18 protein-coding genes are annotated in these 22,234 nt (G+C 71.3%); 6 read left to right on the forward strand and 12 right to left on the reverse strand.

Translation table 11 applies throughout. The annotated features are described in order from the left end of the window. Positions 1-67 precede the first annotated feature (67 nt). On the reverse strand, positions 68-970 hold the full coding sequence (locus QIS96_RS03595) for a trypsin-like serine peptidase (RefSeq protein ID WP_282540866.1): 903 nt from the start codon (positions 968-970) through the stop codon (positions 68-70). Between the two features lie 336 nt (positions 971-1,306). On the opposite strand from QIS96_RS03595, the gene QIS96_RS03600 reads away from it, so the two are divergent. Further along, complete coding sequence (locus QIS96_RS03600) at positions 1,307-1,597, forward strand: DUF6343 family protein (RefSeq protein ID WP_282540867.1); 291 nt, start codon at positions 1,307-1,309, stop codon at positions 1,595-1,597. Positions 1,598-1,634: 37 nt separating this feature from the next. Here QIS96_RS03600 and QIS96_RS03605 read toward each other — a convergent pair whose 3' ends face one another. From QIS96_RS03605 to QIS96_RS03625, 5 genes are all read right to left on the reverse strand, one after another. After that, complete coding sequence (locus QIS96_RS03605) at positions 1,635-2,264, reverse strand: hypothetical protein (protein WP_282540868.1); 630 nt, start codon at positions 2,262-2,264, stop codon at positions 1,635-1,637. Positions 2,265-2,433: 169 nt separating this feature from the next. Beyond that, the gene (locus QIS96_RS03610) at positions 2,434-2,766 is read right to left on the reverse strand and encodes a tetratricopeptide repeat protein (protein ID WP_282541095.1); all 333 of its coding nucleotides are present in this window, start codon (positions 2,764-2,766) and stop codon (positions 2,434-2,436) included. A 225-nt stretch (positions 2,767-2,991) separates the two neighbouring features. Further along, the gene (locus QIS96_RS03615; protein ID WP_282540869.1) at positions 2,992-3,375 is read right to left on the reverse strand and encodes a DUF3592 domain-containing protein; all 384 of its coding nucleotides are present in this window, start codon (positions 3,373-3,375) and stop codon (positions 2,992-2,994) included. A 10-nt stretch (positions 3,376-3,385) separates the two neighbouring features. Next, positions 3,386-3,994: a dephospho-CoA kinase gene (coaE, locus tag QIS96_RS03620; RefSeq protein WP_282540870.1), complete on the reverse strand. Its 609-nt coding sequence runs from the start codon at positions 3,992-3,994 to the stop codon at positions 3,386-3,388. Between the two features lie 109 nt (positions 3,995-4,103). Next, entirely contained in the window at positions 4,104-5,042 is a 939-nt protein-coding gene (locus tag QIS96_RS03625) for a PAC2 family protein (RefSeq protein ID WP_282540871.1), read from the reverse strand. Between the two features lie 225 nt (positions 5,043-5,267). On the opposite strand from QIS96_RS03625, the gene QIS96_RS03630 reads away from it, so the two are divergent. Beyond that, positions 5,268-6,227 carry a right-handed parallel beta-helix repeat-containing protein gene (locus tag QIS96_RS03630; protein WP_282540872.1) on the forward strand — a complete coding sequence of 320 codons (960 nt, stop codon included), beginning with the start codon at positions 5,268-5,270 and terminating at the stop codon, positions 6,225-6,227. A 162-nt stretch (positions 6,228-6,389) separates the two neighbouring features. On the opposite strand, the gene rpsA is transcribed toward QIS96_RS03630, so the two are convergent. Beyond that, a complete protein-coding gene (gene rpsA, locus QIS96_RS03635; protein ID WP_282540873.1) occupies positions 6,390-7,901 on the reverse strand; it encodes a 30S ribosomal protein S1 in 1,512 nt (503 codons plus the stop codon). Between the two features lie 244 nt (positions 7,902-8,145). Here rpsA and QIS96_RS03640 point away from each other — a divergent pair, with 244 nt between their 5' ends. Next, on the forward strand, positions 8,146-9,111 hold the full coding sequence (locus QIS96_RS03640) for a class I SAM-dependent methyltransferase (RefSeq protein ID WP_282540874.1): 966 nt from the start codon (positions 8,146-8,148) through the stop codon (positions 9,109-9,111). 86 nt (positions 9,112-9,197) lie between these two features. Beyond that, positions 9,198-11,705 carry an ATP-dependent helicase HrpB gene (gene hrpB / locus QIS96_RS03645; protein WP_282540875.1) on the forward strand — a complete coding sequence of 836 codons (2,508 nt, stop codon included), beginning with the start codon at positions 9,198-9,200 and terminating at the stop codon, positions 11,703-11,705. 20 nt (positions 11,706-11,725) lie between these two features. Here hrpB and QIS96_RS03650 read toward each other — a convergent pair whose 3' ends face one another. From QIS96_RS03650 to polA, 5 genes are all read right to left on the reverse strand, one after another. Continuing rightward, positions 11,726-12,724 carry a DUF3068 domain-containing protein gene (locus QIS96_RS03650; RefSeq protein ID WP_282540876.1) on the reverse strand — a complete coding sequence of 333 codons (999 nt, stop codon included), beginning with the start codon at positions 12,722-12,724 and terminating at the stop codon, positions 11,726-11,728. Positions 12,725-12,735: 11 nt separating this feature from the next. After that, positions 12,736-12,870, reverse strand: coding sequence for an SPW_0924 family protein (locus tag QIS96_RS03655; RefSeq protein WP_282540877.1), 135 nt, complete (start codon positions 12,868-12,870; stop codon positions 12,736-12,738). A gap of 237 nt (positions 12,871-13,107) precedes the next feature. After that, entirely contained in the window at positions 13,108-14,946 is a 1,839-nt protein-coding gene (locus QIS96_RS03660) for a lytic transglycosylase domain-containing protein (RefSeq protein ID WP_282540878.1), read from the reverse strand. Between the two features lie 169 nt (positions 14,947-15,115). Beyond that, a complete protein-coding gene (locus QIS96_RS03665; RefSeq protein WP_282540879.1) occupies positions 15,116-15,523 on the reverse strand; it encodes a hypothetical protein in 408 nt (135 codons plus the stop codon). 257 nt (positions 15,524-15,780) lie between these two features. Beyond that, on the reverse strand, positions 15,781-18,534 hold the full coding sequence (gene polA, locus QIS96_RS03670) for a DNA polymerase I (protein ID WP_408907115.1): 2,754 nt from the start codon (positions 18,532-18,534) through the stop codon (positions 15,781-15,783). A gap of 161 nt (positions 18,535-18,695) precedes the next feature. On the opposite strand from polA, the gene QIS96_RS03675 reads away from it, so the two are divergent. Both QIS96_RS03675 and QIS96_RS03680 read left to right on the forward strand, forming a co-directional pair. After that, positions 18,696-20,972 carry an FdhF/YdeP family oxidoreductase gene (locus tag QIS96_RS03675; protein ID WP_282540880.1) on the forward strand — a complete coding sequence of 759 codons (2,277 nt, stop codon included), beginning with the start codon at positions 18,696-18,698 and terminating at the stop codon, positions 20,970-20,972. A gap of 120 nt (positions 20,973-21,092) precedes the next feature. Beyond that, positions 21,093-21,590 (forward strand): PaaI family thioesterase, encoded by a 498-nt coding sequence (locus QIS96_RS03680; protein WP_282540881.1) that lies wholly within the window; start codon positions 21,093-21,095, stop codon positions 21,588-21,590. Positions 21,591-22,234 lie beyond the last annotated feature (644 nt).

Consider the following 22,234-nt stretch of genomic DNA (forward strand, 5'->3'; position numbering starts at 1 on the left):
GGAGGGCGCGGGGCCGTGGGAGGTCAGCGTCGTGGACGCGTGAGCCGGTGCCGTTCGGCTGGTGGGCTCAGCTCGCCTGCGCCTTCTCGTACAGGTTCTTGGCGTCGTCCCCGAAGTAGGGGCCGAACATGAAGCCCGGCAGGAAGGTGTAGCCGAAGCTGTTCACCGAGTTCTGCAGGCCGGTCCCGGTGGATTCGTTGAAGTCCTGGAACCAGGGGCCGCCGCTGGAGCCGCCGGTCATGTCGCAGGACAGGCCGTGGTCCGTGGACATCAGCGGGTCCTGGATGGAGTCCCCGCTGCAGTGGATCAGCTTCGAGCCGTCGTACGGGTCCGCGGCCGGGTAGCCGAAGGCGTACATCTTCTTGTTGTAGCCGGTGTTGAAGGCCACGCCCTGCGCACCCACGACGTCGGTGAGCTTCTTGCCGTCGAGCGGGTTCACGACCGCCGCGCCGACGTCGTAGTTGATGTCCTCGCTCGCGGTCCACTGCGGCGTGGACAGGGTCTTGGCGGCCGTCCACTTGCCGTGCGGCGCCTGCCCGTCCTTGTAACCGGGGACGAACACCCAGTTGGTGTGCCAGGCGCCGTCCATCTTCACGCAGTGCCCTGCGGTGAGGACCGTGGACTTGTTCGCGCTGGTCACGGCGTTGCCGGAGCAGGAGGCCTGGCGCCCCTGATACGTGAAGAAGACCCGGCCCGCGGTGCTGGTGACCTTGCCGCCGCCGGTCCAGGGCCCGCCCGTCTCGTCCTCGGCGCCGGGCAGTCCGGGCAGACCGGTCGCCGGCACCAGCTTCTCCACGCCCTCCTTGACCTTGCTCAGGTCATCGGGGTTCACAGGCAGTACGTCGAGCGGCTCTGCGGCCTGCATCCGCTCTGCCGTCCAGTAGTCCTCGGCCGAGGGGGCGGCGGAGGCGGAGCCGGTCTGCAACAGCAGTCCGGCGACAAGGGCGCTGGCCGCGGCGGCGGCGCTCATGGCCCTGTGGGGTATTCGAAGGCTGCGTCTACTCACGCTGCGGTTCTCCTTCGTCGGGAGGTGGTGCGTGCAGGGGGCAGCGTGCCACGTTTTCGACACCATGTCAGGAGCGTGTCAACACGCGGTCGTTGAGGATCCCGCCCGCCCACGGAACGCGACACTGCCGGCCTTCTCCCCCGCCCTCGCGGACGAATACGGCGTACCTGCGCCTCGACTACCGCATGGCCCCTCACGGGTGGATCCTGGAAGAAGCAGCACAACAGCGACACCAGCAGGGACTCCGGCAGGGGCGCCAGCAGGGACACCGGCCGGGCCCGGCGACGGGAGATGACTCCGATGCGCACGGGCAGTGAACCGATGACTGCGCGCAGTCCGCTCCGGATGCGGTTCTGGCTCAGCCTGTGGGGCCTGATCTGGGCGACCGCGGGCACGGCCGCCTTCGCCGTGACGGGCCGCCCCGGCTGGGCCGCCGCCTGCGGCGTCCTGTGGCTGGTCGTCACCGTCGACATGGCCTTGATCCTGCGCCACATCCACCAGGGCCCCCACTATCAGCCGGGCCGCGACATCCCCCCGTACGAACCGGACCACGGCAACCGCCGCCCGCCCCACCGGCCGCGACACGTCTGACGCGACGGAGGCGTGCCGGGCCGCCCGCCCCGGCTCCTCAGTACACGTGCGCCGCGAGACCGCACAGCCCGAGCCCGGCGGCGGCCGCCTCGCGCCAGCAGCGCAGCGGCCCTTCGAGCGCGCTCTCACCGTCGTCCAACGCGGACCAGTCCTGCTCCTCGGCGGCGGCTCTCTCCTCCGGCGAGAAGGAGAAGGCCTCCTCGACCTGCGCCAAGGTCGCCCGGACCGCGGCCGAGTCCAGCAGGAAGTTCCCGCACCACCCCGGGAGTCGGGCCGCCCGTCCCGGCCCGAGGGCGTGGAACAGGGCCGCGACCGCGTACTCCTTGCTGCGCACCGCGTGGAAGGGCTCCACCTCGTCCGCCGCCACGCACCACACGTCGTCCATGGCGCAGAAGTCGTCACCGAGGTCGGTCCCGTCGTAGAAGGCGTCAAGCGGTCCCGCGGCGGTCAGCTCCTCGAAGTTCCGCACGTCCTCGCCGATCTCGGGCCATCGCTCACGCCACTCCCGCCAGTGCGGCAAGGGCGCCACGCGCTCCCAACCGGCCCAGCGCCGCCGGCCTTCCGGGTCTCCGGCGGCAGCCTCGATGTGGGGTCGCATACGGGGCGCTAGCTCCGCCACGAAGGCGTCGTCGTGCGCGGTGATCAGCCAGGCCGATGTGAATCCCATGAGTGGACGTCACCCCTCCCCCTGGGCGTCTCCCCCGTGGGACGCCCATCTGCAGCCGTCACCACGCGGCCCCCGTGAACCGCGCTCGTGTTCGACTGTTTTCACCGTAGACGCCACCACTGACAACGCCCGCAATCTCAGGGGCAACTGAGGCTTCCGACGCGTCCGGCTACCCGTCGAACCGCGCCGCCGCCAGGTACTCCGGCTGCGGGTCGAGCGCCGCGGCGAGGCGGAAGTGGCGGCGGGCCTGTCCGGGCCGGTTGGCGCGTTCGTACGTACGGGCCAGGGCGAAGTGGGCGAAGGCGTTGTCCGGTTCGCGTTCCAGGACGATGGAGAACTCCAGCTCGGCGGCGCGCAGTTGGGCCGACGCGAAGAAGGCGCGAGCGCGCAGCAGCCGGGCGGCGGTGTTCTCGGGGTGTGCGGCGATGACCTCGTCGAGGAGCTTCACGGCGCCCCGCGGATCACGTGCGGCAAGAAGCTGTTCGGCCGCTCGGAAGTCGATGACATGCGTCTCAGGGTTGCGACCGGCGCCGCTGCGACCACGACCGTCGCCGGACCCGCCGGATGCGCTGCTGTTACGACCGATGCTTTCGGGCACGACTGCGTCCTTCCCTCACTGCTCGATTTCAACGCCCCCCGAACCAGCGCTATTCCACCCGAACCCGCCCGCGGACCCGGCCCGCAAACCCACCCACGAACCAGAGGCGCGCCCCGCACCGGAATCCCCTCAGGACGCCCGCACCACCAGCACCACGCCCAGCACCACGAGCGCCGCCCCGGCCGCCATGAACGCCTGGTCGACGCGGACCCGGTCCCGGCTGAGCAGCACGATCTCGCGCGGGTCGTCGGCGTCGTACGCGATCCTCAGTTCGCTGCCGCCCTGCAGCGGCCTGCGGCGGGTGCGCCGTACCGGCGAGACGATCTCGACGACTTTGCCGTCGGCCGTCTCGAACTGCATCCGCGGCCGGTCGGAACCCGGCTGCGGCGGCTTGACCAGCGCGTCCGCGGCCTGGACCGACTCCTCCATGAGCCGGGTCCTGCGCAGCCCGTAACCGCCGGCGAGGAACGCGACGAGCCCTCCGAGGGCGGTCACCACCGCCAGTACGACCATGGGCGGGGCCTCAGGCGTCGTTCGCGGCGGCGCGCCGTGCGAGGTCCTCCCAGACGGTGCGGACCCGGGGTTCCAGCGCGTCGAGGGGGCCGTCGTTGTCGATCACGACGTCGGCGATCTCCAGGCGCTTCTCGCGCGTGGCCTGCGCCGCCATCCGCGCGCGTGCGTCCTCCTCGGACATGCCGCGCCGCCGTACGAGCCGGTCGAGCTGGGTCTCGGGGGACGCGTCGACGACGATCACCAGGTCGTACAGCGGGGCGAGGCCGTTCTCGGTGAGCAGCGGGACGTCGTGCACGACGACGGAGTCCTCTCCGGCCGCGGCCTCCAACTCGGCGGAGCGCGCCCCCACCAGGGGGTGGACGATGCCGTTGAGGACGGCGAGCCGGTCCGGGTCGGCGAAGACGATGGAGCCGAGCCGGGGCCGGTCGAGGCTGCCGTCGGCGGCGAGGACCTCGGGCCCGAAGGCGTCAACCACCGCACGGAGCCCCGGAGTTCCCGGTTCCACGACCTCGCGCGCGATCCGGTCGGCGTCGATCAGGACCGCCCCGTACGAGGCGAGCAGCCGCGACACCTCGCTCTTGCCCGCGCCGATTCCGCCGGTCAAACCCACTTTCAGCATGCCCGGCAGCTTAGGGCCTCGCTTCACTCTGCGCTGCGCTCCCCCTCGGGATCTTCACGCCGATCTTCACGCCGACGGCACGCCCGCGCGTACGGCCCCGGGCCGCGCCTCAGCCGTCTCCCTCGCGCTCCGCGAGGAACCGCTCGAACTCGCGGCCGATCTCGTCCGCGGAGGGGATCTCCACCGGCTCGGCGAGCATGTTCCCGCGCGTCTCCGCACCGGCCGCCGCGTCGTACTGGTGCTCCAGTCCCTGGACCATGGAGACCAGCTCCTCGTCGCCCTCCTGGATCTGGCGGTCGATCTCGGTCTGTGTGCGGTGCGCCTCGGTGCGCAGCCCGTGCGCTGCCGCGGGCAGCACCAGGCCGGTCGCCGAGGTGACCGCTTCCAGGGCGGTCAGGGCCGCGTCGGGGTAGGCGGAGCGGGCGATGTAGTGCGGGACGTGCGCCGCGACGCCGAGGACGTCGTGCCCCGCCTGCATCAGGCGGTACTCGACGAGCGCCTCCGCGCTGCCGGGCACCTGCGCCTCGTCGAACGGCGTGCCGCGCCCCGGCACGAGGTCGCTGCGGTTGCCGTGCGGCGTGAGGCCTACGGGCCTGGTGTGCGGTACGCCCATGGGGATGCCGTGGAAGTTCACCGCGAGGCGGACGCCGAGCCGCTCGACGATCTGCTTGACGGCGGCCGCGAACCGCTCCCACTCGACGTCCGGCTCGGGGCCGGAGAGCAGCAGGAAGGGCGCACCGGTGGCGTCCTGCAGCAGGCGCACCTCGAGGACCGGGACCTCGTAGTCGGTCCAGCGGTCACGCTCGAAGGTGAGCAGGGGGCGGCGCGCGCGGTAGTCGATCAGCCGGTCGTGGTCGAAGCGGGCGACGACCTGTCCGGGGAGCGTGTCGACGAGCTTCTCGACGATCTGGTCGCCTGTCTCACCGGCGTCGATGTACCCGTCGAAGTGGTAGAGCATGACGAGCCCGGCCGACTCCTGCGCCAGCGCCATGTCGACGACCGCGAGGCCCTTCGGCTCCCACGTGTACAAACCCTCGGGATCAACCACAGTGACCGCTCCTCCTCGTGTTCGTACTCCAGAACACCCTCAGCCCCGCAAGCATTCCCACCCACACCCGTGCCGGATCCCTGAACCCGCCCTCGCCCGCCCCCGGTTGAGTTCCCGATCCTGCACCCCCTGGTCCAGACCTTGACGCGAGCATGCCGCGCCCCTACGTTCCCGGAACAGCCGCCGGTTCACAGACAGGCCCGGCATTCACGTAGGAGAACCCCCATGCGTACGCGTAGCCTCCTCGCCACCGCGCTCGCCCTTGCCGCCATGGGTGCGACCCCCGCCCTCGCCTTACCCGGAGCGTCCCCGGCGGCGGTCATCGACGTGGCCACGGCCGCCGAGCTGGAGTCGGCCCTGTCCTCGGCCAGCCCCGGTGACACGATCCGCCTCGCCGACGGCACGTACAGCGGGAACTTCAAGACCACGACGGCGGCCCGCTCGGACGCCCGTATCACCCTGACCGGCTCCCCGAAGGCGGTCCTCACGGCGGGCGGCGGTTACGGGCTGCACCTCGACGGGGCCGCGTACTGGACCGTGCAGGGCATGACCGTCACCGGCGGCCAGAAGGGGATCATGATCGACGCGGCCCGCGGGGTGGTCGTGGACGCGGTCACGGTGCACGGCCTGGACATGGAGGGCGTCCACTTCCGCAAGTCGTCGAGCGACGGGGTCGTGAAGGACTCCCGCATCTACGACACCGGCAACGACGGCCGCGGCATGGGCGAGGGCGTCTACGTGGGCAGCGCCAACACGCTCGACGACAGGAGCGACCGCGTGCGGATCACCGGCAACACGATCGGCCCGGACGTCGGCGGCGAGAGCGTCGACGTCAAGGAGGGCACGACGGGCGCCGAGATCGTCGGCAACACCTTCGACGGCAAGGGCCTGACCGGCGCGAACTACGACGACTCATGGGTCGACGTGAAAGGCAACGACGTCCTGGTGGAGAACAACAGGGGCAGCAACACCACCAACAACGGTTACGAGACCCACTCACAGCAGCCCGGCTGGGGCTGCGGCGCCGTCTTCCGCGATAACACCTCTGACCTGACGGGCGCGACGGGCGACAAGCAGCTCGCGATCAACGTGACCAACCAGAGCGACGACTGCCGCACGACGGTCTACGCGAGCAACACGGTGACGGGCGGCAAGGGCCTGACGAACATCGACGTCACGCCGTAAGGGGCCCCGACAGGGGCTCGGGGAACTGCGCGAGCAACCACGACGAGACCCGCACGCGCGACCGAAGAAGCAGCCCCACGGCGAGTGGGCGACCAAAGAAAAGTGGGCCCGCACCAGATGGTGCGGGCCCACTTTTTCAACTACCTGCTAGCGCAGAGCGTTTCAGCTCTGACCACCGGCGAGCTTCTCGCGCAGAGCGGCCAGCGCCTCGTCCGACGCCAGGGCGCCGGAGTTGTCGTCCGACTCCGAGGAGTAGGAGCCGCCGCCGCCACCGCCGGCCGCAGCCTGAGCCGCACCGCCGGTCGCAGCCGCACCCTCGGCCTCGGCCTGGGCGTCGGCCTCGCGGGACTTGATGACCTGAGCCTGGTGCTGCTCGAAGCGCTGCTGCGCCTCGGCGTACTGGGTCTCCCAGGCCTCGCGCTGGGTCTCGTAGCCCTCGAGCCAGTCGTTGGTCTCGGGGTCGAAGCCCTCGGGGTAGATGTAGTTGCCCTGGTCGTCGTAGGACGCGGCCATGCCGTACAGGGTCGGGTCGAACTCGACGGCCGACGGGTCGGCGCCGAAGGCCTCGTTGGCCTGCTTCAGCGAGAGGCTGATGCGGCGACGCTCGAGGTCGATGTCGATGACCTTGACGAAGATCTCGTCGTTGACCTGGACGACCTGCTCCGGGATCTCCACGTGGCGCTCGGCCAGCTCGGAGATGTGGACCAGACCCTCGATGCCCTCGTCCACGCGGACGAACGCACCGAACGGAACCAGCTTCGTGACCTTGCCGGGCACGACCTGGCCGATCTGGTGGGTGCGGGCGAACTGCTGCCACGGGTCTTCCTGCGTCGCCTTGAGCGACAGGGAGACACGCTCGCGGTCCATGTCCACGTCGAGGACCTCGACGGTGACTTCCTGGCCGACCTCGACAACCTCGGAGGGGTGGTCGATGTGCTTCCAGGAGAGCTCGGAGACGTGAACCAGACCGTCGACGCCACCCAGGTCCACGAAGGCACCGAAGTTGACGATCGAGGACACGACGCCGGAGCGGACCTGACCCTTCTGGAGGGTGGTGAGGAACGTCTGGCGGACCTCGGACTGGGTCTGCTCGAGCCAGGCACGGCGGGACAGGACCACGTTGTTGCGGTTCTTGTCCAGCTCGATGATCTTCGCCTCGAGCTCCTTGCCCACGTACGGCTGGAGGTCGCGAACGCGGCGCATCTCCACGAGGGAGGCCGGCAGGAAGCCACGGAGGCCGATGTCGAGGATGAGACCACCCTTGACGACCTCGATGACGGTACCGGTGACGATGCCGTCCTCTTCCTTGATCTTCTCGATCGTGCCCCAGGCACGCTCGTACTGAGCGCGCTTCTTGGACAGGATCAGGCGGCCTTCCTTGTCCTCCTTCTGGAGAACCAGGGCCTCGATCTCATCGCCGACGGCGACGACCTCGTTGGGGTCGACGTCGTGCTTGATGGAGAGCTCGCGGCTCGGGATAACGCCTTCGGTCTTGTAACCGATGTCGAGCAGGACCTCGTCCCGGTCGACCTTCACGATGACGCCGTCGACGATGTCGCCGTCGTTGAAGTACTTGATCGTCTCGTCGATCGCGGCGAGGAAGGCTTCCTCGTTACCGATGTCGTTGACCGCAACCTGCGGGGTGGTGGCGGTGGTCTCGGTGCTGCTCGTCATGTGGGAAAGGGCTCCGGTACGGACATTGAAGTCGTAGGTACTGCTACGCCGAGAGCCCATTTCGCCCTGCAGAAGCCAGACAGTTCAGGAGGCGCGGTCTTCCCAGGAAACTTCCCACCGGGAAAAACGGAATCGCCTCGACAACCGAGGGGACATACAACAGATGCGAGCGCACCCTGCTCTGTCTGAGGAGCGCAGGCCGCCAGCGCAACTTGTAGCATACGGGGGCTGCCGGGCAGGGTCAATGCGCGAAGGCGGGCACCCGGGGCAGATCGCCGCATACCCGGCACAAGAACTGTCGCCCGAGGCCAACCGCGTCCCACAGAGCCCCGCCGCGCCAGCGTTTCGACGGAAGAGTACGACGAGGGAGCCGACCATCCAAGAGCACGAGCTGCCCGAACCGGAAGCCACCCGACGCGACTCGGGAGTCGCCGAGAGCAGCCACGCGAACCGCGGCTGGTGGGACCGGAACGCGGACGAGTACCAGGGCGAGCACGGCACCTTCCTCGGTGACGACCGCTTCGTCTGGGGCCCCGAGGGGCTCGACGAGGTCGAGGCCGAGCTGCTCGGCCCGGCGGAGGACCTGAAGGGCCGCGACGTACTGGAGATCGGCGCCGGCGCCGCGCAGTGCTCGCGCTGGCTGGCCGCGCAGGGCGCCCGCCCGGTCGCCCTCGACCTCTCCCACCGCCAGCTGCAGCACGCGCTGCGCATCGACGACCTCCGCTCGGCGGCGCCGCTTCCCCTCGTGCAGGCGGACGCGGGTGCGCTGCCGTTCGCCGACGGCTCCTTCGACCTGGCCTGCTCGGCGTACGGGGCGCTGCCGTTCGTCGCCGACCCGGTGCTCGTGCTGCGCGAGGTGCGCCGGGTGCTGCGGCCCGGCGGGCGGTTCGTCTTCTCCGTCACCCACCCGATCCGCTGGGCGTTCCCGGACGAGCCGGGCCCCGAGGGCCTGTCCGTCTCGGGCTCCTACTTCGACCGCACCCCTTATGTGGAGCAGGACGAGCAGGGCCGCGCCGTCTACGTGGAGCACCACCGGACCGTCGGGGACCGGGTGCGGGACGTGGTGGCGGGCGGCTTCCGACTCGTGGACCTGGTCGAACCGGAATGGCCGGAGTGGAACACCCAGGAGTGGGGCGGCTGGTCCCCGCTGCGCGGCGGCCTGATCCCCGGTACGGCGATCTTCGTGTGCGAGCGGGACGACCGCGACTGACCTCCTCTCTATAGGTGTCCTTATGGGTGCCGGTCTCTATGGGTGTCCTTATAGGTGCCGGGTGGGTGTCCGGGACACTGGTGGGCGTGATCCGCAGTGACGTCCTGGAGCAGTTGCCCGTACGGCAGGCCGTGCCCGCGTTGCGGGCCGCCCTGGAGGGGGCGGGTGCCGCGGTGCTGTGCGCGCCGCCCGGCACCGGCAAGACGACCTTGGTCCCGCTGGAGCTCGCCGGGCTGCTCGACGGGTCCGTGCCGCGCCGTGTGGTGGTGGCCGAGCCGCGGCGGATCGCCGCGCGGGCGGCGGCGCGGCGGATGGCGTGGCTGCTCGGCGAGAAGGTCGGCGCGAGCGTGGGGTTCACGGTGCGCGGAGAGCGCGTCGTCGGGCCGCACACGCGCGTGGAGGTGGTCACGACCGGTGTGCTCCTTCAGCGCCTGCAGCGGGACCAGGAGCTGACCGGCGTCGACGTGGTGATCCTCGACGAGTGTCACGAGCGGCATCTGGACGCGGACACGGTGGCGGCGTTCCTGCTCGACGTGCGGGCGGCGCTGCGGCCGGAGCTGCAGCTGGTGGCGGCCTCGGCGACGACGGACGCGGAGGGCTGGGCTCGGTTGCTCGGCGGGGCGCGGGTGGTCGAGGCTCAGGGGGTCGCGTACCCGGTGGACGTGGTGTGGGCGCCGCCCGCGCGTCCGGTACGGCCTCCTCATGGGATGCGGGTCGATCCGGCACTGCTTTCTCATGTGGCCGCGGTGGTGCGGCGGGCGTTGGCGGAGCGGGACGGGGATGTGCTGTGTTTCCTGCCCGGTGTCGGTGAGATCGCGCGCGTGGCGGGGCAGTTGGGGGATCTGGGCGGCGTCGAGGTGCTGCAGGTGCACGGGCGGGCGCCGGCCGCGGTGCAGGACGCGGTGCTCGCGCCGGGTTCGGGGCGCCGGGTGGTGCTGGCCACGGCGGTCGCGGAGTCGTCGCTTACGGTGCCGGGCGTGCGGGTCGTCGTGGACTCGGGGCTTGCGCGCGAACCGCGTACCGATCACGCGCGGGGGTTGAGTGCGCTGACGACGGTGCGGGCCTCGCAGGCGGCGGGGCGGCAGCGGGCGGGGCGGGCCGGGCGTGAGGCGCCGGGTGCGGTGTACCGGTGCTGGGCGGAGGCGGAGCAGGGGCGGCTGCCGCGCTTTCCCGCGCCGGAGATCAAGGTGGCCGACCTGGCGGCGTTCGCGCTGCAGGCGGCGTGCTGGGGCGATCCGGAGGCGTCGGGCCTCGCGCTGCTCGACGCGCCGCCGGCCGGGGCGATGGCGGCCGCGCGTGAGGTGCTGACGGCGCTCGGGGCGTTGGACTCGGACACCGGTCGGGTGACCGGACGGGGCGTGCGCATGGCCCGGTCGGGGCTGCATCCGCGGCTCGCGCGGGCGCTGCTCGACGGGGCGGCGGAGGTGGGCGCGCGCGCCGCGGCCGAGGTGGTGGCGCTGTTGAGCGAGGAGCCGCCGCGCGAGTACGGGGACGACGTGGCGGCGGCGCTGCGGTCCGCGCGGCGCGGTGGCGACGCGTACGGGGCGCGCTGGCGGCAGGAGGTGCGGCGGCTCACGTCGGCGGTCGGGGAGCAGCGGGGGCGTGGGGCGTCGCTCGGGGACGACGGGGTGTGCGGGCTCGTCGCGTCGCTCGCGTTCCCGGAGCGGGTCGCACGCGCGCGTGGTGACGGCACGTTCCTGATGGCGTCGGGCACGGCGGCGGCGACGGGTCCTGGTTCGCCGCTGCATGCGGCGCCCTGGCTGGCCGTGGCGGTGGCGGACCGTCCGGTGGGCTCGGCGCACGCGCGCGTGCGGCTCGGCGCGGTGGTGGACGAGGAGACGGCGCTACGGGCTGCCGGGCCGCTGCGTTCCGCGGGCGAGGAGGTCGCCTGGGTGGACGGTGACGTGGTCGCGCGGAGCGTGCAGCGGGTGGGCGCCGTGGAGTTGGCGGTGCGCCCGCTCAGGGACGCCGATCCCGCCCTGGTCCGGGACGCCCTGTTGACGGGGCTGCGCGAGGAGGGCACCGGGCTGCTCAAGTGGTCGGCCGACGCACGGGAGTTGCGCCGCCGCCTGGCGTTCCTGCACCTGCATCTGGGGGCACCCTGGCCCGACGTATCGGAAAACGCCCTCTACGCGCGCGTGGAGGAGTGGTTGGAGCCGGAGCTGTCGAAGGCGCGCAGGCGGGCGGATCTGGGCCGGGTCGACGCGGGCCAGTGCCTGAACCGGCTGTTGCCGTGGGCGGGCGGGGAGGCCGCGCGCCTGGACGAGCTGGCGCCGGAGCGCCTGGAGGTACCGAGCGGTTCGCGGATCCGGGTGGACTACTCGGATCCCGAACAGCCCGTTCTGGCGGTCAAGTTGCAGGAGATGTTCGGCCTTGCGCGGACGCCTGCGCTGGCGGGGGTTCCGGTTCTGGCGCATCTGCTCTCCCCCGCCGGCCGGCCCGCGGCGGTGACCGCGGACCTGGCGTCGTTCTGGCGGGACGGCTATCGGGGCGTACGGGCGGAGCTGCGTGGCCGCTATCCGAAGCACCCGTGGCCGGAGGACCCGGCGACGGCGGAGCCGACCCGGCACACGAACGCACGGCTCAGGCGCTGATCGCGTGCGGGTCGCGGCCCTTAGGCGTTGACGGGTTCCGGCTCCGGAGCGGATTCCGCTTCCGGTTCGCCGGGCCTGCGGCTGCGGGCCTCCAGGACGAGGGCCAGGGTCAGCAGGGCGGCGCCGAGGCCGAGGAAGCCCCAGGGCAGGTAGCTGGTGAGGAGCAGGACGAGGACGCGCTGGGACTTGACGAGGTCGACGGTGTAGTCGATGTAGTCCTCGCGGATCTTGGCGTGGCCGGCGAAGGCGGTGACCTTGTCGCGGCCGCTGCCCTCCAGGAGGGTGCCGCCGCGCATCTCCTCCTTGTGGATCTCCTCGCCGTACACGGGTGCTCCGGTGGTCGGTTCGACCCAGAACCTGCGGACGGTCGTGTACCAGAACTTCGTGCCGGTCTTGCGTACCGAGTCCGGCGTGATGCCCTTCACGGGAAGGGTGTTGGGGACCTCGACCTCGGTCCACGGGACGGTCTGCTCGAAGTAGTAGACCTCGACGCCGCGGAAGTCCCGGGTGCCCTTGTAGTGGATAGGCGCGGACTTGTTGGCGCGAGCGTCGTAGTACTGGTAGTCCCGCTTCTCGGTCAGGAAAGGCCACTTGAACTCGATGCCGTCGCGTTTGACGGCCCGCCCGTCGACCATCTCGCCCTTGGCGTTGACCGGTTCCGAGGAGTGGGCGTCGAAGATGTAGCGCTCGGGAATCTGGGAGACCATCTTGCCGTCGGGGCCCACGACGTGGACGAGCGCGTCCCAGACGACGACGTCCTTGCCGACCTTCTTCTCGATCTTCTCGGACTCCTCGACGTTGCCCTTGAGGGTCTGCACGATGGTGAGTTTGTCGACCTTCTTGGGCTGCATCGTGCCGTAGTCGATGAGCGTCGCGGGCTTCACCTCCAGGACCATCTCCTGGTACTGGCTCGGCGGGATCTTCGCCAGGCGCGGGAAGGCGTAGAACCGCATCAGGGGGGACAGGGCCGTGAAGAACACGGCGAACGCGAGCAGTACGAGGCCGGCCTTGCGGCGCATCGCGGCCCTCCCTACGGGTGGTCGGGGACAGTGGTGAGCAACGGCTTCGGCGAGGTCTCGCCCGGTGGCGCGCCGACGGCGGTGATGGTGAAGACCAGCGCGAGTGCGGCGACGAGGCCGATGCCGGCGGAGATCAGGGCACGCATGCTCGGCCTCCCGTGGTGGTGGCCAGGCCGGCCGGAACCGCCGACCTGACATGGCGTCAGGGCGGGCACCGTAGCAACGCGGCCGTGAGATGAGAACACGTTTCACCGACAGGACATGACACCGCCCCCGGGCCCGATGGGGGCACGGGGGCGGAACGATCGGCTCCGTCGGGTAGGTGGGCTCCCGGAGGTACGCGGGCTCCGAGAGGTACGCGCGGCGGCCGGGGCCGGTCGAAGTCAGGAGACCTTGAGCTCCACGGTGACGCTGCCGCCGCCGACCGCCGCGATCCGCAGCAGGTACGTGCCCTGGCTGCCGTCGGCGTAGATCTTCGGGAGCTGCAGGACGCCGTTCGCGTCGGTCTTGAGGCCCTTGAGCGTACGGATCACGTTGCCGTCCGCGTCCTTGAAGTACGGGCCCTTGTCGTTGACGCTCGGGTCCTCCGCCGACTTGATCATCGTCGCGGTGACCTCGACCCCGGCCGCCGCCTCCCCGTTGTAGGTGGCCTTGACCTCGACGGGCGCCGTGTACTCGGCGCCGGACGCGCAGCTCATCTCCTGGTCGCCGACGCGGGACAGGGAGTCGGCCTGCCGTGCGGTGACCTTCGCGGTGTGGTCGACGGGGTCCAGGCTGCGGCCGACGACCTTGGCGCGGACGGTGAACTCGCCGGTCTTCTCGCCCGCCTTGAGCTCGGGCGCGACCGCCTTGCCGCCGCTGTCCGTGGTGACGTTCGCGGCGGTGGCGCCGCCCGCGAAGCGGCTGTCGGTCTCGCCGACGATCTCGAACCGCACCTCCACGCCTGCGACGCCTGCGCCGTCCGCGCCGTGCGCGCGTACGGTCGGCCGGGCCGCGAAGGTCTCGCCCGCGGTGGCGGTCAGCTCGCCGGTGCCCGCGTCCGCGAGCTTCGCGACCCGGTCCTCGGGGGCGGGGGTCGGGGTCGGCGTGGGTGTGGGGGTCGGACTGGGGGTTTCGCTGCCGCCGCCGCCCGTGCTGGGTTCGGAGGGGCTGGTTCCGGTGGAGCCGTCGGTTCCGTCGCCACCGTCGGAGTCGCCCGAGCCGCTCGGGCTCTCCGAGCCGTCCGAGCCATCGGATCCGTCGGATCCGTCGGATCCGTCGGATCCGTCGGTCGAACCAGGGTCACTGGAGTTCGTTCCGGAGCCGGATTCCGGGCCCTTGTTCCCAGAGCCCGTGTTCCCGGACCCCGCGCCCGTCGAGCCCCTGCCGTCGCCCGAACTTCCGGTTCCGGCACCGGACTTGGCGTCGTCGTCGCTGCGGTTGACGGGCAGCACTCCGGTGCCGTCGGGGATCTCGTGGGTGCCCTTGCGGTAGTACTCCAGCCACGACAGGACCGTACGCAGATAGTGCTGCGAGTGGTTGTAGCTGAGGATCGCCTGGTGCAGGCCGGACCGGGTGGACAGGTCGCGGTCGCCCGCGCAGAGGTAGCGGCCGGCGGCGAGGGCCGCGTCGTAGATGTTGTTGGGGTCCTTCTTGCCGTCGGCGTTGCCGTCCTGCGCCCAGGTCGCCCAGGTGGAGGGGATGAACTGCATCGGTCCCACGGCCCGGTCGTGCGTGGTGTCGCGGTCGTAGGAACCGCCGTCGGTGTCGCGGATGTTCGCGAAGCCGACGCCGTTGAGCGGGGGGCCGAGGATCGGCTTGAGCGTGGTGCCGTCGGCGTTGACGCGGCCGCCGCGCGCCTGCCCGGACTCCACCTTGCCGATGGCGGCGAGGAGTTGCCACGGCAGCCGGCAGCCGGGCTTGCTCTCGCGCAGCGCCGCCTCGGCCTTCTTGTAGGCGTCGAGGACGGTCGCGGGTATCCCGGCCTCCGCTTCGCCGGTGTTCCCCTGCTCGTCGCCGTCACCCGGCGGGATCGGGCTGTCGAGGGGCGGAAGGTCCGTGTAGTACGGGGAGTTGCCGGTCGCGGAGTCGTCCGCGGGCGAGGTGGACTCGGTGGTCTTGCGGCCCTGCGGTGTGTCGGTGATGCCCGGGGCCTGCGACGCGGAGAGCGCCGCCACCGCCGCCGCGGCCACCGCCGCGCTCACCGCTGTCTTGCGCAGCCGTCGGCCGTGCAGCGCTGCCATACGTCTGACCCCTCCCGGTCGTGAGCGCGCGCACTCCCCAGCGCGCTGACGCAGGCGACCCTACGGCAACTTCCCGCGCACAGACACCCGTTCCCAACCGCTTTTCACCGCTTGACCACAGGCCGTTCCGGCGCCGTTCCGTACGGAGGGGCCCGGCTCGCGGAGTCGTCTAGGCGCGCGTCAGACGGCGTCCCAGCTCCTGGGCCCGTCGCAGCACGGACTCGACGAGCAGGGGGCGGGGCGGGCCGGTGGCGGCGTGGCGGTGTCCGCCGCCTTCGAGCGCGCACCACAGCACGCTCTCGTCCTCGGGCACCGGTGCCGGCTCGGGGCTCTGGGGTCCGTACGACGACGCCGCCCGCACGTCGGGGGACGTACGGGCGGCGAGGGCGGGCGATGCGGCGGTGCGGCAGGTCGCGGCGCGACGTGCGCGCCGGTCCTCGGCGCGTGCCGCGAGCGCGGATATCGGCACGAGCAGGACGGGGACCGTGGCGGCGAGTGCGACCGCGCGGCGCTGGTGGCTGACCATGTCCGCCACGTTGCCGCCTGCCGCGGGCCACGGCACGGGCACGGCGGCCATACGGGTACGCGACCTGCGGTGACGGGCTTGCGGGGAGGGGCTGAAGGACGCGGGGCCGGTGGAAGCGGGGCCGGGCGACGGAGGCCCAAGGGACGCGAGACCCGGGAACGCGAGACGCAGGGACGCAGGGACGCGAGACCCGGTGACGCGCGGCCGAGCGACGCGCGGCGGCGGGGCTCGGGGCCGCCCCGAACCTCAACCCCGAGGCCGCAGCCCGCCCCGCGCCCCGTCCCGTACGTCTCAGCGCAGCGCAGCGCTCAGTGCGCCGCCGACTCCCAGTCCGCGCCGACGCCCACCGACACGTCGAGCGGGGCTCGGAGGCTGACCGCGCCGGCCATCTCGCGACGAACCAGCTCCTCGACCTGCTCGCGCTCGCCGGCGGCGATCTCCAGGACGATTTCGTCGTGCACCTGGAGCAGCATGCGGGAGGTCAACTCGGCCTTCTCCAGGGCCTGTCCGACCCGCAGCATCGCGATCTTCACGATGTCGGCCGCGGTGCCCTGGATCGGTGCGTTGAGCGCCATCCGCTCGGCGGCCTCCCGGCGCTGGCGGTTGTCGCTGCTGAGGTCCGGGAGGTAGCGGCGGCGGCCGAGGATCGTCGCCGTGTAACCCGTCGCGCGGGCCTCTTCGACGACGCGGTGCAGATAGTCCCGCACGCCGCCGAAGCGCTCGAAGTAGGTGTCCATCAGGGCGCGGGCCTCGGACGCCTCGATGTTCAGCTGCTGCGACAGACCGAACGCGGAAAGCCCGTACGCCAGGCCGTACGACATGGCCTTGATCTTGCGGCGCATCTCGGCGTCGACCTGGTCCCCGGGGACGCCGAAGACCTGCGAGGCGACCGTGGTGTGCAGGTCCTCGCCGGAGGTGAACGCCTCGATGAGGCCCTCGTCCTCGGAGAGGTGGGCCATGACACGGAGCTCGATCTGGCTGTAGTCCGCGGTCATCAGGGACTCGAAGCCCTCGCCGACGACGAAGCCGCGGCGGATGGCCCGGCCCTCGTCCGTGCGCACCGGGACGTTTTGCAGGTTCGGGTCCGTGGAGGAGAGGCGGCCGGTGGCGGCGACGATCTGGCTGAAGGAGGTGTGGATGCGGCCGTCCGCGGCGATCGTCTTGATCAGGCCCTCGACGGTGACGCGGAGCTTGGCCTGCTCGCGGTGGCGGAGCATGATCACCGGGAGTTCGTTGTCCGTCTGGGACGCGAGCCAGGCCAGGGCGTCGGCGTCCGTCGTGTACCCCGTCTTGGTCTTCTTCGTCTTGGGCAGGCCGAGCTCGCCGAAGAGGACTTCCTGGAGCTGCTTGGGCGAGCCGAGGTTGAACTCGTGGCCCGCGGCGTCGTGCGCCTCCTTCACGGCCTGCTGCACGGCGCCCGCGAACTGCTGCTCCATGGCCTCCAGATGGGCCCGGTCGGCGGCGATGCCGGCGCGCTCCATGCGCGCGAGGAGCGCGGAGACGGGCAGCTCCATGTCGGTGAGCAGCTCGGCGGCGCCGACCTCCTTGAGGCGCTCGCCGAACGCGGCGCCGAGGTCGATGACCGTACGCGCCTGGTGCATCAGGGCGTCGGCCTCGGCGGTGTCGTCAGCGCCGAACGCCAGCTGGCCGTCGGCCTCGGCGGCCGGGGCGAGTTCACGGCCGAGGTACTCCAGGGAGAGGGCGTCCAGGGCGAAGGAGCGGCGGCCGGGCTTGACCAGGTACGCCGCGAGGGCGCTGTCCATGGTGATGCCCTCGATGGTCCAGCCGTGCTCGGCGAAGACCCGCAGGGCGCCCTTCGCGTCGTGCACGACCTTCGGCTTCTTCGGGTCGGCGAGCCACTGCGCGAACGCGTTCTCGTCGGCCTCGTCCAGCTGGGACGGGTCGAACCAGGCGGCCGCTCCCCCGGCGTCGGCGAGGGCGACCTCGGCGACGGCGCCGGTGCCGAGCTTCCAGGAGTCGACGGTGGCCATGCCCAGGACGGCCTTGCCGTGCTCGGCGAGCCAGGGGGCGAGCTCACCGGAGCCGAGGACCGCGCCGTCGATCTCCACGCCGTCGGCCGCGGGCGTCTCGTCGGTGTCTTCGGCGCCCGGGTCGACGGCGAGGAGGCGCTCGCGCAGGGAGGGGTTGCGGATCTCCAGGGTGTCGAGGACGACGGCGACGGCCTTGCGGTCGTACGCCGCGCGCTCCAAGTCGGCGACCGTCCTGGGCAGTTCGACGTCCCGGACCATCTCCGTGAGGCGGCGGTTGAGCTTCACAGCCTCCAGGTGGTCGCGGAAGTTCTGCCCGGCCTTGCCCTTGACCTCCTCGGCGCGCTCCACGAGCTCGGCGAACGAACCGAACTGGTTGATCCACTTCGCGGCGGTCTTCTCGCCGACGCCGGGGATGCCCGGCAGGTTGTCCGACGGGTCGCCGCGCAGGGCCGCGAAGTCCGGGTACTGGGAGGGGCTCAGGCCGTACTTCTCCTGGACCTTCTCCGGGGTGTACCGCGTGAGCTCGGAGACGCCCTTGGTGGGGTAGAGCACCGTGACGTTGTCGGTGACGAGCTGGAAGGAGTCGCGGTCGCCGGTGACGACGAGGACCTCGAAGCCGGCGGCCTCGGCCTGGGTGGCGAGGGTGGCGATGATGTCGTCCGCCTCGAAGCCGTCGACCGCGAACCGCTCGGCGTGCATCGCGTCGAGGAGCTCGCCGATCAGCTCGACCTGGCCCTTGAACTCGTCGGGGGTCTTGGAGCGGTTCGCCTTGTACTCCGCGAACTCCTGGGAGCGCCAGGTCTTGCGCGAGACGTCGAAGGCGACCGCGAAATGCGTGGGCTGCTCGTCGCGCAGCGTGTTCGCCAGCATCGACGCGAAGCCGTAGATCGCGTTGGTGGGCTGGCCCGTCGCCGTCGTGAAGTTCTCCGCGGGCAGCGCGAAGAACGCCCGGTAAGCGAGCGAGTGCCCATCCATGAGCATGAGGCGCGGGCGCTTGCCGCCTGCGGACGGGTCGGCGGCCTTCGCGGCCTTCGGCTGGGCGGGTGTCTTCTTCGATGCTGTCTCTGCCACGTCCCCGATCCTGCCACGCCCCACTGACAATCCGTTCCGCGTCCGCCCACGGCCCCCTCGTACGACGGGCCGCGGAGTTATCCACAGGCCGGCCGGGCCGGTCGACGCTCGTGCGAGGATCGAGATGTACGCAGACAGTGACTGTTCGAAGGAGACCGGTCATGGCAGGCAAGCCCCCCGCCGGCGATCCCGTCCAGGACGCCCCGCAGGTCGAAGGCCCCAAGCACGCCGCCGCCGGGCTCCCCGCCATCGGGCATACGTTGCGCATGGCGCAGGAGCAGATGGGTGTGCGCCGCACGGCGCTGACGCTGCTGCGCGTGAACCAGAAGGACGGCTTCGACTGCCCCGGCTGCGCCTGGCCCGAGCCGGAGCACCGGCACAAGGCGGAGTTCTGCGAGAACGGCGCGAAGGCGGTCGCCGAGGAGGCCACGCTGCGCCGGGTCACGCCGGAGTTCTTCGCCGCGCACCCGGTGGCGGACCTGGCCCGCCGCAGCGGTTACTGGCTGGGCCAGCAGGGCCGCCTCACGCACCCCATGTATCTGGCGGAGGGCGCGGAGAGGTACGAACCGGTCACCTGGGAGCGGGCGTTCGACATCGTGGCCGAGGAGCTGGACGCCCTCGCCTCGCCGGACGAGGCGCTGTTCTACACGTCGGGGCGTACGAGCAACGAGGCGGCGTTCCTGTACCAGCTGTTCGCCCGCGAGTTCGGCACGAACAACCTGCCGGACTGCTCCAACATGTGCCACGAGTCGTCGGGCTCGGCGCTCACGGAGACCATCGGCGTCGGCAAGGGCAGCGTCCTCCTGGAGGACCTCCACAAGGCGGATCTGATCATCGTGGCCGGGCAGAATCCGGGCACGAACCATCCGCGCATGCTGTCCGCCCTGGAGAAGGCGAAGGCCGGCGGGGCGCGGATCATCACGGTGAATCCGCTGCCCGAGGCCGGCATGGAGCGGTTCAAGAACCCGCAGACGCCGCAGGGCATGCTGAAGGGCACGGCCCTGACGGACCTGTTCCTGCAGATCCGCCTCGGCGGGGACCAAGCCCTGTTCCGCCTCCTCAACAAGCTCATCCTCGATGCGGACGGCGCCATGGACGAGGAGTTCGTACGCGAACACACCCATGGGTACGAGGAGTTCGCGGCCGCCGCGCGTGCGGCCGACTGGGACGAGACCCTCGCGGCGACGGGCCTGGAACGGTCCCGCATCGAGGAGGCCCTCGCCATGGTGCTCGCCTCGAAGCGCACGGTGGTGTGCTGGGCGATGGGCCTGACACAGCACAAGCACGCGGTGCCCACGATCCGCGAGGTCGTCAACTTCCTGCTGCTGCGCGGCAACATCGGCCGCCCGGGTGCGGGGGTGTGCCCGGTGCGCGGCCACTCCAACGTGCAGGGCGACCGCACGATGGGCATCTTCGAGCGGCCCGCCCCGGCCTTTCTGAACGCCCTGGAGCGGGAGTTCGGGTTCGCCCCGCCGCGCGAGCACGGCCTGGACGTGGTGCGTGCGATCCGCGCGATGCGCGACGGCGACGCGAAGGTGTTCTTCGCCATGGGCGGCAACTTCGTGTCCGCGTCGCCCGACACAGAGGTGACGGAGGCGGCGATGCGCCGCGCCCGCCTGACGGTGCATGTGTCGACGAAGCTGAACCGCTCCCACGCGGTCACCGGGGCGCGCGCCCTGATCCTGCCGACGCTCGGCCGGACGGAGCGCGATCTGCAGGGCAGTGGCGAGCAGTTCGTGGCGGTCGAGGACTCCATGGGCATGGTGCACGCCTCGCGCGGGCGCCTGGAGCCCGCGAGCCGGCATCTGCTGTCCGAGCCGGCGATCGTGAGCCGGCTCGCCCGCCGCGTCCTGGGCGAGAAGAGCGTCACGCCGTGGGAGGAGTTCGAGAAGGACTACGCGACGATCCGCGATCGCATCGCGCGCGTGGTGCCCGGCTTCGACGACTTCAACGCGCGCGTGGCACGGCCCGGCGGCTTCGCCCTGCCGCACGCCCCGCGCGACGAGCGCCGCTTCCCGACGGCCACGGGGAAGGCCAACTTCACTGCGGCCCCGGTCGAGTACCCCGAACTGCCCGACGGGCGGCTGCTGTTGCAGACGCTGCGCTCGCACGACCAGTACAACACCACGATCTACGGTCTCGACGACCGATACCGCGGCATCAGGAACGGCCGCCGCGTCGTCCTCGTCAACCCGGCCGACGCCCGCGAGCTCGGCGGCCTCGCCGACGGTGCGTACGTCGACCTGGTCAGCGAGTGGCAGGACGGCGTGGAGCGGCGCGCGCTGGGCTTCCGCGTCGTGCACTATCCGACGGCCCGCGGCTGCGCGGCGGCGTACTACCCGGAGACGAACGTCCTGGTGCCGCTCGACGCGACCGCCGACACCAGCAACACCCCGGCCAGCAAGTCCGTCGTCGTACGCCTGGAGGCCCGCCCCTAGGGACATCGGGCGGGCGTCTGGAACAATCGCCCCTCGTCTAAGCGTTTGCTCAGGCGGTGGGTACGGTGCAGCGCGCGGCCGTACCGCCGCCACAAGGACGACGAACTGGAGTCGAGGCCCATGGGCGAGAAGCACAACGTCAAGTTCCCGCAGGAGATCGTCGACGAGTACGCCGCGCTCGGCGTCGACCTGCCCGCCCTGTTCTCCGCCGGACACCTCGGCACCCGGATGGGCATCGAGGTCCTCGAGGCCGCGCCGGACCGGGTCGTCGGCACCATGCCCGTGGAGGGCAACACCCAGCCGTACGGGCTGCTGCACGGCGGCGCCTCCGCGGTGCTCGCCGAGACGCTCGGCTCGGTCGGCTCCATGCTGCACGGCGGCACGTCGAAGATCGCCGTCGGCGTCGACCTCAACTGCACGCACCACCGCGGCGTCCGCTCCGGCCTGGTCACCGGCGTCGCCACGCCCGTGCACCGGGGCCGCTCCACCGCCACGTACGAGATCGTCATCAGCGACGAGCAGGACAAGCGGGTCTGCACCGCGCGCCTGACCTGCCTGCTCCGGGACGCCGTCCCGGCGGGCGACCGGGCGGCACAGGGGAGCGGCAAGGAGAGCTGAGCGCCGGCGATCGGCCGAGCACGGCAGCCGGCCCGGCAACCCCGGGTCACCGCGGGCGGGGCGCGTCACTCAAGTGACGTGCCCCGCCCGTCTGTTGTGGGGCTCGGCCCGGCGGACCAGGTTTGCCACACCCTGACGGGTCGACAGACCCGACGGAAACGCACAGAACACCATCGCGAGAACCGGGCGCCCGACGGCTTCCGATAAGACCTCGCACCCCTTCGCGGTAACCGTGAGTAATGAAGCCGAGGCTCACCGACACAATGTGTTCACACAAAGCGAGCCGCCGAAATCCCGTATTCACACTGCAGGATTCACACCCGCGGACACCATCAAGATCATTTGCGGCCACTGAGCGGAACTGCAAATTCTCACCATGCGAACGACGGTGACAGCACCAAAAGGGCTCTTTGGACCTCACTTCCCCGCCCCTCATTCACCCCGCATAACAAGAACGTCACATCCTTCCCCGCACCGCTCCCACACTCCTTCACCTGCGCTTAGAGTCACCGCCAGTCACCGCGCCGCCGGGCGCGAACTGAATTGCACGGCCCTGTACCACACCCAGTACGGCCCGGCGATCACACGGCGCCTCTACCAATGAGGAAGCCGCGCCAGGGAAAGGACCAATCGTGCGAAACCGT

The organism is Streptomyces cavernicola (assembly GCF_029968035.1).
GTDB lineage: Bacteria > Actinomycetota > Actinomycetes > Streptomycetales > Streptomycetaceae > Streptomyces > Streptomyces cavernicola.

Excerpts from the sequence above, each read along its gene's own strand:
- QIS96_RS03615 (WP_282540869.1), bottom strand. The coding sequence starts at position 3,375 with ATGGTCGTACTGGCGGTGGTGACCGCCCTCGGAGGGCTCGTCGCGTTC.
- QIS96_RS03605 (WP_282540868.1), bottom strand. The coding sequence starts at position 2,264 with ATGGGATTCACATCGGCCTGGCTGATCACCGCGCACGACGACGCCTTC.
- QIS96_RS03675 (WP_282540880.1), top strand. The coding sequence starts at position 18,696 with ATGGCAGGCAAGCCCCCCGCCGGCGATCCCGTCCAGGACGCCCCGCAG.
- QIS96_RS03650 (WP_282540876.1), bottom strand. The coding sequence starts at position 12,724 with ATGCGCCGCAAGGCCGGCCTCGTACTGCTCGCGTTCGCCGTGTTCTTC.
- QIS96_RS03640 (WP_282540874.1), top strand. The coding sequence starts at position 8,146 with ATGCGCGAAGGCGGGCACCCGGGGCAGATCGCCGCATACCCGGCACAA.
- coaE (WP_282540870.1), bottom strand. The coding sequence starts at position 3,994 with ATGCTGAAAGTGGGTTTGACCGGCGGAATCGGCGCGGGCAAGAGCGAG.
- QIS96_RS03665 (WP_282540879.1), bottom strand. The coding sequence starts at position 15,523 with ATGGCCGCCGTGCCCGTGCCGTGGCCCGCGGCAGGCGGCAACGTGGCG.
- QIS96_RS03660 (WP_282540878.1), bottom strand. The coding sequence starts at position 14,946 with ATGGCAGCGCTGCACGGCCGACGGCTGCGCAAGACAGCGGTGAGCGCG.
- QIS96_RS03680 (WP_282540881.1), top strand. The coding sequence starts at position 21,093 with ATGGGCGAGAAGCACAACGTCAAGTTCCCGCAGGAGATCGTCGACGAG.
- QIS96_RS03595 (WP_282540866.1), bottom strand. The coding sequence starts at position 970 with ATGAGCGCCGCCGCCGCGGCCAGCGCCCTTGTCGCCGGACTGCTGTTG.
- QIS96_RS03655 (WP_282540877.1), bottom strand. The coding sequence starts at position 12,870 with ATGCGTGCCCTGATCTCCGCCGGCATCGGCCTCGTCGCCGCACTCGCG.
- QIS96_RS03630 (WP_282540872.1), top strand. The coding sequence starts at position 5,268 with ATGCGTACGCGTAGCCTCCTCGCCACCGCGCTCGCCCTTGCCGCCATG.
- QIS96_RS03600 (WP_282540867.1), top strand. The coding sequence starts at position 1,307 with ATGCGCACGGGCAGTGAACCGATGACTGCGCGCAGTCCGCTCCGGATG.
- rpsA (WP_282540873.1), bottom strand. The coding sequence starts at position 7,901 with ATGACGAGCAGCACCGAGACCACCGCCACCACCCCGCAGGTTGCGGTC.